This window comes from Cupriavidus basilensis (assembly GCF_000876015.1).
Lineage (GTDB): Bacteria > Pseudomonadota > Gammaproteobacteria > Burkholderiales > Burkholderiaceae > Cupriavidus > Cupriavidus basilensis_B.
Genome location: NZ_BBQM01000031.1, coordinates 29,482 through 39,488 on the forward strand (window position 1 = coordinate 29,482; position 10,007 = coordinate 39,488).

Below are 10,007 nucleotides of genomic sequence, written 5' to 3' on the forward strand. Positions count from 1 at the left end.
TCATTCTCCTTTGGTGACGCGGGCAATAGCGTCGGCGAGCGTTTCGTTGCGAGGGATCAGGCAGCGGATCGGAAATTCGGCGCCGGCCAGCAGATCGCGCCAGAGCTGTTTCGCGCCGCCGCGGCGCTTGACCAGCCGGGGCTGGTTGGGGTGCGTGAAATTGCTGCGAAAGAAAGCGTTCTCGTAGGCGACGATTGAGGCCGGCCCCGGGCGATCCGGCAGATCAACATTGCCGGTGCATATCTGGCCCGAGTCCCAGACGTTGAAGTAGGGTGCAACGTAGACGGGGCTCTCCGGTGTCGGCCGGAACGTGCCGCGCAGCGCGAACACGTACCAGCGTTCACCAGTTGCGACGAAGACCAGGCCGGGATGGTTGGCAGGTCCCGACACCTCGCCGAGGTCGGACCCGGCGCCGAACCAGACGTGGCGGCGCTGAGGAGGGGTCCGCCAGGCAATGGTGTTGGGGCCCGCGTAGAGGAGCCGCTCGTCGATGAAGCCGTGATAGGCGGTGCGGCCAGCCGCCGCGGTTGCGAAGGTGGCCAGGTCAGGCAGTGTCATTGCGCGGCCGGCCAGCAGGACGGGTGTCTTGCGGTCGGTATTCACGTCGTGGATCGTGGCGTAGACAGCTCCCGAGTTCTCCGAGCAGTACAGCAGTATTGCCTGCTTAAGGTGCAAGGCCATGTCCCCGCCGGTGGCAATGTGCACGTTGCTCATGCCCGCTCCCCGATGAGATTGACAAGGTTCTCGACGGCTCTGGCCAGCTTGGCGGTGGCTCGCATGCGCGTGAGCCACGTGGCTGCCGATTGTTCGCCTGGCAGGCAGGGCACCGCCGTCGCTGCCTCGATATACTCTCCCTGCATCGCGTCGTTGGCCCAATCGTCCAGTATGCGAGGCGCTCCATCCGAGGGGGACCAGCGGAACCAGGCACACCACGCCACGGAGTCGCATTCCGACTCGCCGTGACCGCAGTCTGCGAAGGGGCCGTTGGTGTGAACGATGCGGACGATCCTGTCAACGGCGCCGATCACCTGCCTGGCGAATTCATCGCATGCAGCCGCTTCTCGAACCTGTGCGTCGGTCAACGTGCGTCGCGGCGTCGGGACCCACTCAGGCATGCCGGCAAATAGATCAGCGCGCCTGGGTATGTCGTAGGTCTCGCGCGCCTGTTCCACGGTGATGCCGTCGGTCGCGGCCATTTCCGCCAGCGCCTCGTTTTCATCGCTGCACCCATGCCAATGGGTGAATGCACATTGCCGCAACGTGTCACGTGGCGAGAGCGTGCCGGGAAGATAGACCAGTGCGTCAAAGAACACGGCTAGTACGGTCTGGCCGAGTCCTTCCATGATGGATTCCAGCCGGGTGATGGCCGGGCCGATGAAATAGGGCTGGCAGGGAAACCAGTCATCGTCGGGTGGCGGTGGGTAGATAGCCAGCCAGGGGCAACCTGCGTAGTCGCCGGTGGTCGGCCATTCCATTTGCTGCACGCCGAGATTCCAGCGGAAGATGCGTTCGCCCCTGGTGATCTCGAGCCAGTGCCTGCGCAACGCGTTCTTCAGCAGCTCCGCGGCACTGGTGGGGCGGCCTGCGAAGTCGACGGGCAGCATCGCGCCGTCGTCGATGAGAGAGAGCAGCAACTGACTGCACCACGTGGAATCCCCAGGCACCATGAACTGGCTGGGCACGCCGGTCAGGCGTGGCAGAGTGAGCGCAGTCATGGGAGCAGCGGCAAGGAAGTCGAGAGGGGATAGAGCCGTACGGCACTGCCCGCGCCACGCCGCAGGCCAAGGAGCCGCAGAGTGCGCGCCACCGGGGTGTTGATGTGCTCGGGCGCGATGCGGTCGCCTTTCGACTTCACGAAGTCGCCAGCCTCGACGATGTGGCGCATAGCCTCGGGCGTCAGCGGACCACCCTTGTTACCTTTCGTTCCGACGGCACGTCGGAACGAGAAGATGTGCTTCTCGCCTTGCAGTTCCGGGCCCTCGATCTCTGCATTGACGATCTCGGGGTAGGTGTTCGCATAGAAGTCACGAACCTGCGCCAGCGTGAAGCTGGGGGACGGGTCAGCGAGCTTGACGCCGTTGTAGCGAAACTCGCGCGAGAGAATGTTGACCTGCATGGTGTCACCTTAGATGGGCAGCTCGAGGCCGATTTGACGGGGGTCGATTCCTTCCGCGGGAGCGGGATCGCTGGGCGTTTCCTCGCGCGCGATTCCTTCTGCAGGCGCAGCGGGGGGAGGGGGGGAAATGCCTTCCGGGACCTGCTCGGGCGCGCTGCCTGGCGAGTCTTGATTGTCATCGTCCGAGCCGCTGTCGTCGCTGGCGTCGTCCGGGCCGTTCGGCTTGTTTCCCGAGGGGTCCTGTGCTGCCTCGCCCGCCTTCTGCGCGCGCGGCCTGCCCCGGCCTGGCCCCTTGTTACTGCCTTTCGCCGGCGGCGCATTGTCCTTCGTGCTGCCGTTCGCCGCGGCCGCTGCCGATGCCTGCTCCAGGACGGAGCGCGCGCCAGGGGCATAGATGCTGAGCGCGGCGGCGAAGTCGGTGTCGAGCTCCTCGGGCGTGGCCAGGATGTAGAGCGGATGAGGCGATGCCTTGACGGTCTTCGAGGCGTCGAGCTGCGGCGTGACGGTGACGCGCAGTTGCTCGCCCTCGGCCACGATCGTGAGCATCAACGGCGAGGCCTGGGCGAGTTCATGCAATTCCCGGAACATGTGGGCTCCTTGCTTGGGGTGGATCAGGATTTGGATTTCGGCACGACGCCGGTAGCGGCGTCGACGTAGGGCCTACAGGCGCGGAACGCAGCCTCGAGGCGTTGGGCGGCGAGCATTTCCTCCTGCGAGCCCACGCGGGCGCGCAGGTAGCGATAGGCGTGCTGGGCCGCCGCGCATTCGCGCCACGCCGCGACTTCGGCGAGCAATTCGATGCTTTCGGCCTGGGCGCGCGCGGGATGATCGGGCGCAGTCACAGCGCACCCTTCTTCGCGCGCCGGGCTCCGGTGCGGGCTACGGGCCTGCGAATCTTCGTCTGGTCTGCCTGCACCGCGGCGGCGCGATGACGCCAGATAGCGTGCTCGCACTCGTCGGCGTCCGGGTAGCTCATCAGCGACCACACAGGGGTATTCCCGTCCATCACCGTGTAGGTGTGGTACGGCGTCCTGGGGATCGGGCGGCGGACGACCACGTGTTTCCCGACCAGGATGGCAGTGGTGAGCCGCGGCGGCGCCGCGCGGTCCGTCTTGAGGCGTGTCATTTCGTTCATGGGTCGCTATTCGTTGTCGCCGGCGGCGAGTTTCTTGAGGTCTGCGCGTGCCGGCTGGCCGGCCGGCGCGCGCGAGCTACGGCGGGCATGGGCCGCCGCTTCGATGGCCCTGCGGATCGGGCCAGGAGCCAGCGCCTCCGCCTCGCTGCAAACCAGGCGGAGACGCACGCGCTCGCGGAGCACGTCGGCGTCGGTCAGGGCCGGAATGGGCATCGTTACCCCGGGGGCAGAAGCAACTCGACGCCCGGCGCGACTGCGCCCGCCACGCCAAAGGCCAGCAGCAGGAGCACCATGCCCTGCACCGGGTGCCGGCTGAAATAGCCGTTGGCCAGCCGGTCGACCGTGCTCATGCCGACCTCGCGTGCGCGCTGAGCCGGGCCTCTGCAGCGGCGAGTTCCTGCGTGGCGAAGCTCAGCACTGCGGCCTTGTCGATGGCGCCCCACGTGTTGCGCGTGGGTGCTGCCGCGATGTAGTTGCGCAGGAGCGTGGGCCGCGTGTGCTCATTGCCCAGCGTGCGCAGGAACGCCAGCTCGTGCACGGTGCTGTAGCTTTTCTTCGGAGCGGCGGTCATCACGATGACCTCCTGGCCTGGGCGTCCGCGGCGCGGCGCATTTCCTTGGCTTGCTCGCGGGCGCGCTCCAGCTCGATGTACTGCCAGCAGAATTCCTCGAGTTCGGCCGCAGCCAGGATGATCGGGCACGTCGAGTCATAGCCGCCGATCGAGACGCTTTGCTCTAGGAGTTCCAGGCGGGCGCCGCGGTCGCGTTCGTAGTAGGCATCGCCAACCTGCTCATCCCAATGCGGATTGACCTGAAAGCTGATGCGCAGGTACCCCTTGATGCTCAGCCCGATGGGGGTAGAGAACGCAGTCGCTTCGTCGATGCGGTACCAGCGCGGGGTGCACGTGCTGGCATGGAAGAAATCCGGGTCCTGGTAGTCCGCGTACAGCAAGGCGGTGCGCTTGGGGTACTGCCGTTGGTCGTACGGCACATCGCGGGTGCCCAAGTCATCGTGCTCGGTACCATAGTCGTCGACGACAACCCAAGGATTCGGCGTGGATTCGTAGTGGAAGCCGGCTGCGCCATAGACGCGGAAGTGTTCGAGATGCATGGCCGACCTCACGCAGTCCGATGGCTGGTGCTGGTGGTGGTCGGGGTGGCCGGCGCGGCCTGGTCGCGCTCCAGCGCGATCGAGTGCACGACGTAGACGACCACCACGGCTGCGACGTAGGCGATCCAGACTTTGATACGTTGGGTTTTGTTCACTTCGCTCTCCATCAGATGAGCGCCGGGCGGCGCGTCGATGGAGTGATTAAAGCATGCTTGATTGAGCAAAGCAAGCATGCTTTAAGGTCGCGTCATGAAAATGGCTTGGTCAGTCCTCAAGTACCTCCCCGAGAACACTCGTGATGACCTGTGCGGTCAGCCTGCGGGAGGTCCTAAAAATGCCGTTCAGGAAATAGGCGTAGTCACCGTTTGCAATCCGGCGGATCAGGATCGTGTCTGCTTGTGGGGGCGCCTGCTCCGGGCGCTTCTGGGCCTTTCGATAGGTTGCTAGGTCGTACAGATTTGCCATGCCATACGTCTCCAGATGGGCCAAAGCGTTGGGTAAGGGTCCCAACCTTTCAATCGAATAACGGCCGATATGGAGGGCAGGCTTTCCCCTAGGAGGTGGGAGGCAAAAGCATCTGCCGGGGCGGCAGGCTTCTCTGCCGCGCGAGTATTTCCAGGCAAAAAAAAAGCCCGCGATGAGCGGGCGGGTTGAGAATCGGTATGGTGCCGGGAACGGGTTCAGCCGGTATGCAGCTTGCCTTTTCCCTTCTTTTCTAGGCTGACAACGCCACTCGGTGGCGGCTCACCCCATCCGTCTTGTGCCGCGATGCAGGCGCGGACAAATTCCGAAATCACCCTGTCCAGCACAGTCCGTTGAGCGTCGGTAAGACGATCGAATTCGCCCCGGCCCAGCGAAAAAGGCCATGCTCGCTCGGTCGCCTCGCCTCGGGCAGGGGCGGCGGCAGATTCAATGCCTGTGGCCAGCCAGAACCAGTCCGCTTGGAGGAATCTCGCGGCCCGTGCGGTGTTCTCGGCAGTGAGCGCCTTGGTCTTCCCGATGATTACCTGGGAGACCGCCTGAACGCTGATGTCGAGCTCATCCGCCAATTGATGCCGGTCCTTCTTGGCATCCAGTAGGGCCTTCTCGAGCCGTTGACCAAAGGTGCTTTTCATTGCGAAAGCATACTTACAATGCCGTAAAGCATGGTTGCGTAGCAGCTTAAAGAATGCTTTAATTGGCGCATGGAAAAGTCCAAGGCTACCGCCCTCCTGGGAGGGACGACCTCAGCAGCCGCTGAGGCAATCGGAATCTCGCCACAGGCGTATTCGCAGTGGCCGTCGGTGCTACCGCCACGGCTAGCGGACCGCGTGGTCGCGGCGATTGCGCGAAAGCACCTACCGGCGTCGTTGCTAGGCAGCGAGTGCGGTGCGGGCAATCAGGCCGAACGGCAGGTCTGACGTGTTCAGTTTCCGTTCTGGCCGTCGTCCAGCGCAACGGCGATGCGCTCGAGCTGGGCAAGCAGTTGCTTTGCGCAGCGAATCGACTCGCGCAGCGCGGATCGTTGATCGGCCGCGTGGCGCCGAGTGCGATACGGCTTTCCTTTCCCTGTGGCAAGCCAGTGTGACGACACTCCGAGCGCGCGTGCAATCTCGTCTGTGTGGCGGCTTCCCTTCGCGTTGCGATTGGGGTCGCAAAGGTACTGAATTGATTGGTACTGAACACCGATCTGGCGAGCAAGGCCGCGCCGCGTCGTTGGCGGTGCGGTTTGGTCCATTGCCCAGCGGAGGCGTTCGGCATACGTGTACATGCGCAGAAGTTTGGCATCGCGGCTATGCAGATGTGTTTGTCATTTGCCGGCAGAAGTATTTGCCGGGCGCCCGAGGCCTGCATGCTGGGCAAGACGTGTCTCCGGCTCCAGCAGCCCACGGCGCGCGCGCGGCTGTCGGCGGTGCGCGTCAATTCGGTTCTGTTTGTACATCCGCGCCGCCCTCATTGCGCGCGTCGCTCTCTCAATCCGGCTCATTCCAGTGCTCCTCGTGATGGCTTGCATCGTAGAGGGGGCGCCGGTGCGTAAACAGGATGAAAAACCAAAATTCCAAAGGTGACGCATGACGTGCTGGTACAGCGAAACGAACTGGCTCGACGTTCTCTACACGTCGGTGCGAAACACCCCGGGCCGCGTTGAAGCGGCCGCGGCCTACCTCACGAACCGGCGCGGCACGCGCATTTCGGTCGAGGCGCTCCGTCTGCGCCTGCGCGGCGAGGCCGACACGAAGCTGTCGGTGGAGATGCTGGACCTGCTGGTCGAATGGATGCAGGAGCTTCGCCAGCCCCATGCCCTTGATGTGATCCACGCGCGCGCCGCCGCGCACGGCCTGGTCGTCGAGGCAGCGCCCACGGCGACGGGTGTCGACGGGGTGCTGCAGCAGTTTCTGCGGGTTGGCCTGGAGCATGGTGACGTGGCCACCGCCATCCAGGACGCTCTGGCCGACGGCAAGATCACGCACAAGGAAGCGGACCGGGTTGCCCGCTCAATACGCGAGGCGCAGCAGGCATTGCAGGGGCTGCTCATCACCGCGCGTGCGGCCGCGGCAGAATAGTCGTGGCGCGCTTCCATTCGGGAATGCTCTGCTGCAGGGCGGAGCGCACCGGCCAGGGCCTCGAGTGCAGTCTCTCCAGCATGCATAGCTGCGCCATTCGTGCGTGCGGCGCGCTGTCGGAGGACCAGCCGGACCGGCTACCGGGCTTCCTGCTGCGGCTCCTCTCGATCTTCGTTCCCAGCGCGGTGCACGACATTGCGCGCGCCGCCGGCTGCTTCGACCACTTCATCCCGGCCGCCGCGCGCCATTGCGCGGCGATTGCCTCCAAGTACGAGCGCCAGGTCTATGCCGGCTTGCTCGCCGAGATCCTTTCCGAGGCTGACTACAGCCGCTTCACTGAACTGCATGCCGCCGAATGGCGGCGTCTAAGGGAGAAACCATGAGCGATACCCAACCGAAGCCCCATTACGACGCGCGCCTGCTGCGAGCTGTCGGCCGGCGCGTGAATATGCGCAGTGCAGCGGGTTGCGCGCGCCTGCGCCGGCTCGGCCAGGCGCGCCGCACGGGACGATAATTCATGGCGACACTGGATCAGATCGTCCAGCAGCTCGCCCAGGCCGGCATGCCGGCATTGCCGGAGGGCCACCCGGTCGCCGACGGCAAGGTGAAGCGGTATGGGCCGGGCAAGAAGGCATGGTATGTCCTGCACGAGGCGCTGCTCGCCAGCGGCGCCGTTCAATATTTTGGCAGCTTCGGCGAATGGCAGGGCCTGGACAATGGCGCGCAGAAATTCCAGGCGGAGGGCGGCAAGCTGTCGGCGGCCGAGCGCGCCGACATGCTGCAGCGCCAGCGGCAGTTAGAGGTTCAGGAGGAGGAACGCCGGACACTGGAGGCGCAGCGCGCGGCCGGCCGGGCCACGGAGCAGTGGCGGCGCGCCGCGGCGACCGGCGAGTCAGAATACCTCGGGCGCAAGCAGTTGACGCCGGAGTGGGTGCGCTTTGACCCCGACGGCACGATCTACGTGCCGGTCATCCGGTACGACACCGCCCAGCTGGTCGGCCTGCAGAAGATCGCGCCGGACGGCAGCAAGCGGTTCAACAAAGGCATGGCGAAGAAAGGCGCAGCATGCCGGCTCGGCAAGCCGGGCGAGACCGACCGCATTGCGCTGATCGGCGAGGGCTACGCTACCGTGCGCTCCATTCGCATGGCAACGGAGGAGGCGATGGCTGCGTTCATCGCCTTTGATGCCGGCAATTTGCTCGAGGTAGGCCGTGTCGCGCGCCAGCAGTACCCGGACCTGCATCTGCTTTTCTGCGCTGACGACGACTGGATGATAGAGCGCCAGCTCGCGGCGCACCTCCTCAAGCGATACGGCCTAACGCAATCGCTCGAGGCCGGCGCGCCGCCGCAGCGGCTCGAGTGCAATGGCACCTGGTACGAGTTCGCGCTCGCGCGTGAGGTTGATGCCTTGGGCGGCACGTACCTGGCGCTCACGGTGTCGAATGACCGGGTGTTGCCGCACACGGTGCGTTTCGAGAACACGGGCCTGGCGCGCGCCCGCGCGGCAGCGGCGGAGCTGGGCAATGCTTCCGTCGTTGCGCCAGCGTTCGCGGCGCGCGGGGAGAATGCCTGGACCGACTTCAACGACCTGCATTGCGCCGAAGGGCTCCAGGTGGTGCGCGAGCAGATCTCCGCCGCGGTGCTGGCTGCGCTGATGCCGCCGGACGCTCGGCCGAAGTCGGAGAGCGATGCGCCGGCGCCCGCCGCGACGGCGGGCAAGCCCGGGCGGAAGGGCAAGGCCAAACTTGCCCTCGTCCCCGATGCTCCGCCCCCACGTCAGGCTGGCGCTGGGGCAGAAGACAACGAGGACGACGGTGCGGAGAATGGCGCGCTGCGCTGGGAGGCGCACCTTGCGCGCAATGACCGCGGCGCGATCCTCCCGACGCTGGACAACATCGCCAGCATCATCGAGAAGAATCCGCTGTGGCAGGGTGTCATCGCCCAAGATGAATTCACGGGGCAGGTGGTCAAGCTGAAGGCGCCACCATTCTCCGCCGGCGAAGTGGGGGAGTGGTCCGACATGGACGACCTGCGTACCACGCGCTGGATGGAGCAGCGATACTGCGTCCGGCCGCGGAAGGACATGGTTATGGAGGCGGTGCTGCTGGTCGCCGATCAATGCCGCTACCACGACGTGCGCAGCTATCTCGAAGGTCTCGCGCACGACGGCCGGCCGCGCGTCGAAACGTGGTTGTCGCAGTATTGCAAGGTGCCCGACTCGCCGTATGTCCGGCTGGCTGGTATGAAGTGGCTCGTGCAGGCCGTGGCGCGGATCATGCAGCCCGGCGTGAAGGCAGACTCGGTGCTGATCTTCGAGGGGGAGCAGGGCCTGAAGAAGTCTACGGCGCTCAAGGTGCTGGCTGGCGAGAAGTGGTTCACCGATGCAGCCTTCAAGCTCGGGGACCGCGAGGGCGCGATGATCATGCGAGGGAAATGGATCGTCGAGCTGGCGGAGCTGGATTCGTTCAACAAGGCGGAGTCCAGCGAGGCCAAGCGCTTCTTCACGACGCCAGTGGATCGTTACCGCACTCCCTACGGCAAGCGGCCTATCGACGTGCCGCGCATGTGCGTTTTCGGCGGTACGGTGAACCTGGACACCTACCTCAAGGATGAGACGGGGAACCGGCGCTACTGGCCTGTGCGTGTCATGGACGAGATCGATGCTGGGGCGCTAGCGGTGGATCGTGACCAGTTGTGGGCCGAGGCGCTCGCCCTGTATCGCAGCGGCATGCAGTGGTGGCCTTCCAGCGACGAGCGGCCGCTGTTCGAGCTCGAGCAGGATGCTCGCTACGAGGGGGATGTCTACGAGGCCGTCATTGCGAAGTTCGTGGAGCTGGTGCCGAAGGTCACGATGGAGGAACTGCTCGGCCAGGCGCTGAAGCTGGACGTGTCCAAGTGGACTCCAGCCGAGCAGCGGCGCGTGGGGAAGTGCATGAAATCGCTTGGCTGGGTGCGCGAGCGCGAGAGGAAAGCCAATGCAAAAGGCAAGCGTGATTGGTACTATGTGCGCCCGGAGGATGCACAGGGGGCTGAACCAGAAGGACCGATGCCACCGCTTCCGGGGAGCGACGATGATTCGCCGCTTTGACATGAGTACCGTCCA

18 protein-coding genes are annotated in these 10,007 nt (G+C 65.1%); 4 read left to right on the forward strand and 14 right to left on the reverse strand.

All coding sequences use genetic code 11. The features are described from left to right. From KF708C_RS31330 to KF708C_RS36190, 14 genes are all read right to left on the reverse strand, one after another. Positions 1–714: a PRTRC system protein B gene (locus KF708C_RS31330; protein WP_059415545.1), complete on the reverse strand. Its 714-nt coding sequence runs from the start codon at positions 712–714 to the stop codon at positions 1–3. Further along, the gene (locus KF708C_RS31335) at positions 711–1,715 is read right to left on the reverse strand and encodes a PRTRC system protein F (protein WP_059415547.1); all 1,005 of its coding nucleotides are present in this window, start codon (positions 1,713–1,715) and stop codon (positions 711–713) included. The genes KF708C_RS31330 and KF708C_RS31335 overlap by 4 nt, the downstream gene beginning before the upstream one ends. After that, positions 1,712–2,116, reverse strand: coding sequence for a PRTRC system protein C (locus KF708C_RS34215; protein WP_063923100.1), 405 nt, complete (start codon positions 2,114–2,116; stop codon positions 1,712–1,714). Before KF708C_RS34215 ends, KF708C_RS31335 begins: the two co-directional genes overlap by 4 nt. Positions 2,117–2,125: 9 nt before the next feature. After that, on the reverse strand, positions 2,126–2,704 hold the full coding sequence (locus tag KF708C_RS31345; RefSeq protein ID WP_059415549.1) for a PRTRC system protein E: 579 nt from the start codon (positions 2,702–2,704) through the stop codon (positions 2,126–2,128). Between the two features lie 23 nt (positions 2,705–2,727). Next, positions 2,728–2,958: a hypothetical protein gene (locus KF708C_RS31350; RefSeq protein WP_059415551.1), complete on the reverse strand. Its 231-nt coding sequence runs from the start codon at positions 2,956–2,958 to the stop codon at positions 2,728–2,730. Further along, positions 2,955–3,251, reverse strand: coding sequence for a hypothetical protein (locus tag KF708C_RS31355; protein ID WP_063923101.1), 297 nt, complete (start codon positions 3,249–3,251; stop codon positions 2,955–2,957). Before KF708C_RS31355 ends, KF708C_RS31350 begins: the two co-directional genes overlap by 4 nt. Before the next feature lie 6 nt (positions 3,252–3,257). Beyond that, positions 3,258–3,464 (reverse strand): hypothetical protein, encoded by a 207-nt coding sequence (locus KF708C_RS31360; RefSeq protein WP_059415555.1) that lies wholly within the window; start codon positions 3,462–3,464, stop codon positions 3,258–3,260. A gap of 2 nt (positions 3,465–3,466) precedes the next feature. Next, positions 3,467–3,601, reverse strand: a complete 135-nt coding sequence (locus tag KF708C_RS36980) for a hypothetical protein (protein WP_269432199.1) — start codon at positions 3,599–3,601, stop codon at positions 3,467–3,469. Then, positions 3,598–3,822 (reverse strand): hypothetical protein, encoded by a 225-nt coding sequence (locus KF708C_RS31365; protein WP_059415557.1) that lies wholly within the window; start codon positions 3,820–3,822, stop codon positions 3,598–3,600. Before KF708C_RS31365 ends, KF708C_RS36980 begins: the two co-directional genes overlap by 4 nt. After that, on the reverse strand, positions 3,822–4,361 hold the full coding sequence (locus KF708C_RS31370; protein ID WP_156174033.1) for a hypothetical protein: 540 nt from the start codon (positions 4,359–4,361) through the stop codon (positions 3,822–3,824). Before KF708C_RS31370 ends, KF708C_RS31365 begins: the two co-directional genes overlap by 1 nt. Positions 4,362–4,369: 8 nt before the next feature. Continuing rightward, positions 4,370–4,516, reverse strand: a complete 147-nt coding sequence (locus KF708C_RS36185; protein ID WP_156174034.1) for a hypothetical protein — start codon at positions 4,514–4,516, stop codon at positions 4,370–4,372. Positions 4,517–4,625: 109 nt separating this feature from the next. Beyond that, positions 4,626–4,826: a hypothetical protein gene (locus KF708C_RS31375; protein ID WP_156174035.1), complete on the reverse strand. Its 201-nt coding sequence runs from the start codon at positions 4,824–4,826 to the stop codon at positions 4,626–4,628. Between the two features lie 215 nt (positions 4,827–5,041). Beyond that, the gene (locus tag KF708C_RS31380; RefSeq protein ID WP_059415563.1) at positions 5,042–5,476 is read right to left on the reverse strand and encodes a helix-turn-helix domain-containing protein; all 435 of its coding nucleotides are present in this window, start codon (positions 5,474–5,476) and stop codon (positions 5,042–5,044) included. A gap of 290 nt (positions 5,477–5,766) precedes the next feature. After that, positions 5,767–6,111, reverse strand: coding sequence for a hypothetical protein (locus tag KF708C_RS36190; RefSeq protein ID WP_156174036.1), 345 nt, complete (start codon positions 6,109–6,111; stop codon positions 5,767–5,769). Between the two features lie 301 nt (positions 6,112–6,412). Here KF708C_RS36190 and KF708C_RS31385 point away from each other — a divergent pair, with 301 nt between their 5' ends. The 4 genes from KF708C_RS31385 to KF708C_RS31395 all read left to right on the forward strand — a co-directional run bounded on the left by KF708C_RS31385 (position 6,413) and on the right by KF708C_RS31395 (position 9,992). Further along, positions 6,413–6,904, forward strand: coding sequence for a phage regulatory CII family protein (locus KF708C_RS31385; RefSeq protein ID WP_059415565.1), 492 nt, complete (start codon positions 6,413–6,415; stop codon positions 6,902–6,904). Positions 6,905–6,984: 80 nt separating this feature from the next. Then, positions 6,985–7,287 (forward strand): hypothetical protein, encoded by a 303-nt coding sequence (locus tag KF708C_RS31390; protein ID WP_156174037.1) that lies wholly within the window; start codon positions 6,985–6,987, stop codon positions 7,285–7,287. Then, on the forward strand, positions 7,284–7,418 hold the full coding sequence (locus KF708C_RS36985; RefSeq protein ID WP_269432200.1) for a hypothetical protein: 135 nt from the start codon (positions 7,284–7,286) through the stop codon (positions 7,416–7,418). The genes KF708C_RS31390 and KF708C_RS36985 overlap by 4 nt, the downstream gene beginning before the upstream one ends. Before the next feature lie 3 nt (positions 7,419–7,421). Further along, on the forward strand, positions 7,422–9,992 hold the full coding sequence (locus KF708C_RS31395) for a VapE domain-containing protein (RefSeq protein WP_059415570.1): 2,571 nt from the start codon (positions 7,422–7,424) through the stop codon (positions 9,990–9,992). The last annotated feature ends 15 nt before the right edge of the window (positions 9,993–10,007 follow it).

Bases quoted from the DNA above. Each gene is read 5' to 3' on its own strand.
- KF708C_RS31330 (WP_059415545.1), bottom strand. From the start codon at position 714: ATGAGCAACGTGCACATTGCCACCGGCGGGGACATGGCCTTGCACCTT.
- KF708C_RS31335 (WP_059415547.1), bottom strand. From the start codon at position 1,715: ATGACTGCGCTCACTCTGCCACGCCTGACCGGCGTGCCCAGCCAGTTC.
- KF708C_RS34215 (WP_063923100.1), bottom strand. From the start codon at position 2,116: ATGCAGGTCAACATTCTCTCGCGCGAGTTTCGCTACAACGGCGTCAAG.
- KF708C_RS31345 (WP_059415549.1), bottom strand. From the start codon at position 2,704: ATGTTCCGGGAATTGCATGAACTCGCCCAGGCCTCGCCGTTGATGCTC.
- KF708C_RS31355 (WP_063923101.1), bottom strand. From the start codon at position 3,251: ATGAACGAAATGACACGCCTCAAGACGGACCGCGCGGCGCCGCCGCGG.
- KF708C_RS31360 (WP_059415555.1), bottom strand. From the start codon at position 3,464: ATGCCCATTCCGGCCCTGACCGACGCCGACGTGCTCCGCGAGCGCGTG.
- KF708C_RS36980 (WP_269432199.1), bottom strand. From the start codon at position 3,601: ATGAGCACGGTCGACCGGCTGGCCAACGGCTATTTCAGCCGGCACCCG.
- KF708C_RS31365 (WP_059415557.1), bottom strand. From the start codon at position 3,822: ATGACCGCCGCTCCGAAGAAAAGCTACAGCACCGTGCACGAGCTGGCG.
- KF708C_RS31370 (WP_156174033.1), bottom strand. From the start codon at position 4,361: ATGCATCTCGAACACTTCCGCGTCTATGGCGCAGCCGGCTTCCACTAC.
- KF708C_RS31375 (WP_156174035.1), bottom strand. From the start codon at position 4,826: ATGGCAAATCTGTACGACCTAGCAACCTATCGAAAGGCCCAGAAGCGC.
- KF708C_RS31380 (WP_059415563.1), bottom strand. From the start codon at position 5,476: ATGAAAAGCACCTTTGGTCAACGGCTCGAGAAGGCCCTACTGGATGCC.
- KF708C_RS36190 (WP_156174036.1), bottom strand. From the start codon at position 6,111: ATGTACACGTATGCCGAACGCCTCCGCTGGGCAATGGACCAAACCGCA.
- KF708C_RS31385 (WP_059415565.1), top strand. From the start codon at position 6,413: ATGACGTGCTGGTACAGCGAAACGAACTGGCTCGACGTTCTCTACACG.
- KF708C_RS31390 (WP_156174037.1), top strand. From the start codon at position 6,985: ATGCATAGCTGCGCCATTCGTGCGTGCGGCGCGCTGTCGGAGGACCAG.
- KF708C_RS36985 (WP_269432200.1), top strand. From the start codon at position 7,284: ATGAGCGATACCCAACCGAAGCCCCATTACGACGCGCGCCTGCTGCGA.
- KF708C_RS31395 (WP_059415570.1), top strand. From the start codon at position 7,422: ATGGCGACACTGGATCAGATCGTCCAGCAGCTCGCCCAGGCCGGCATG.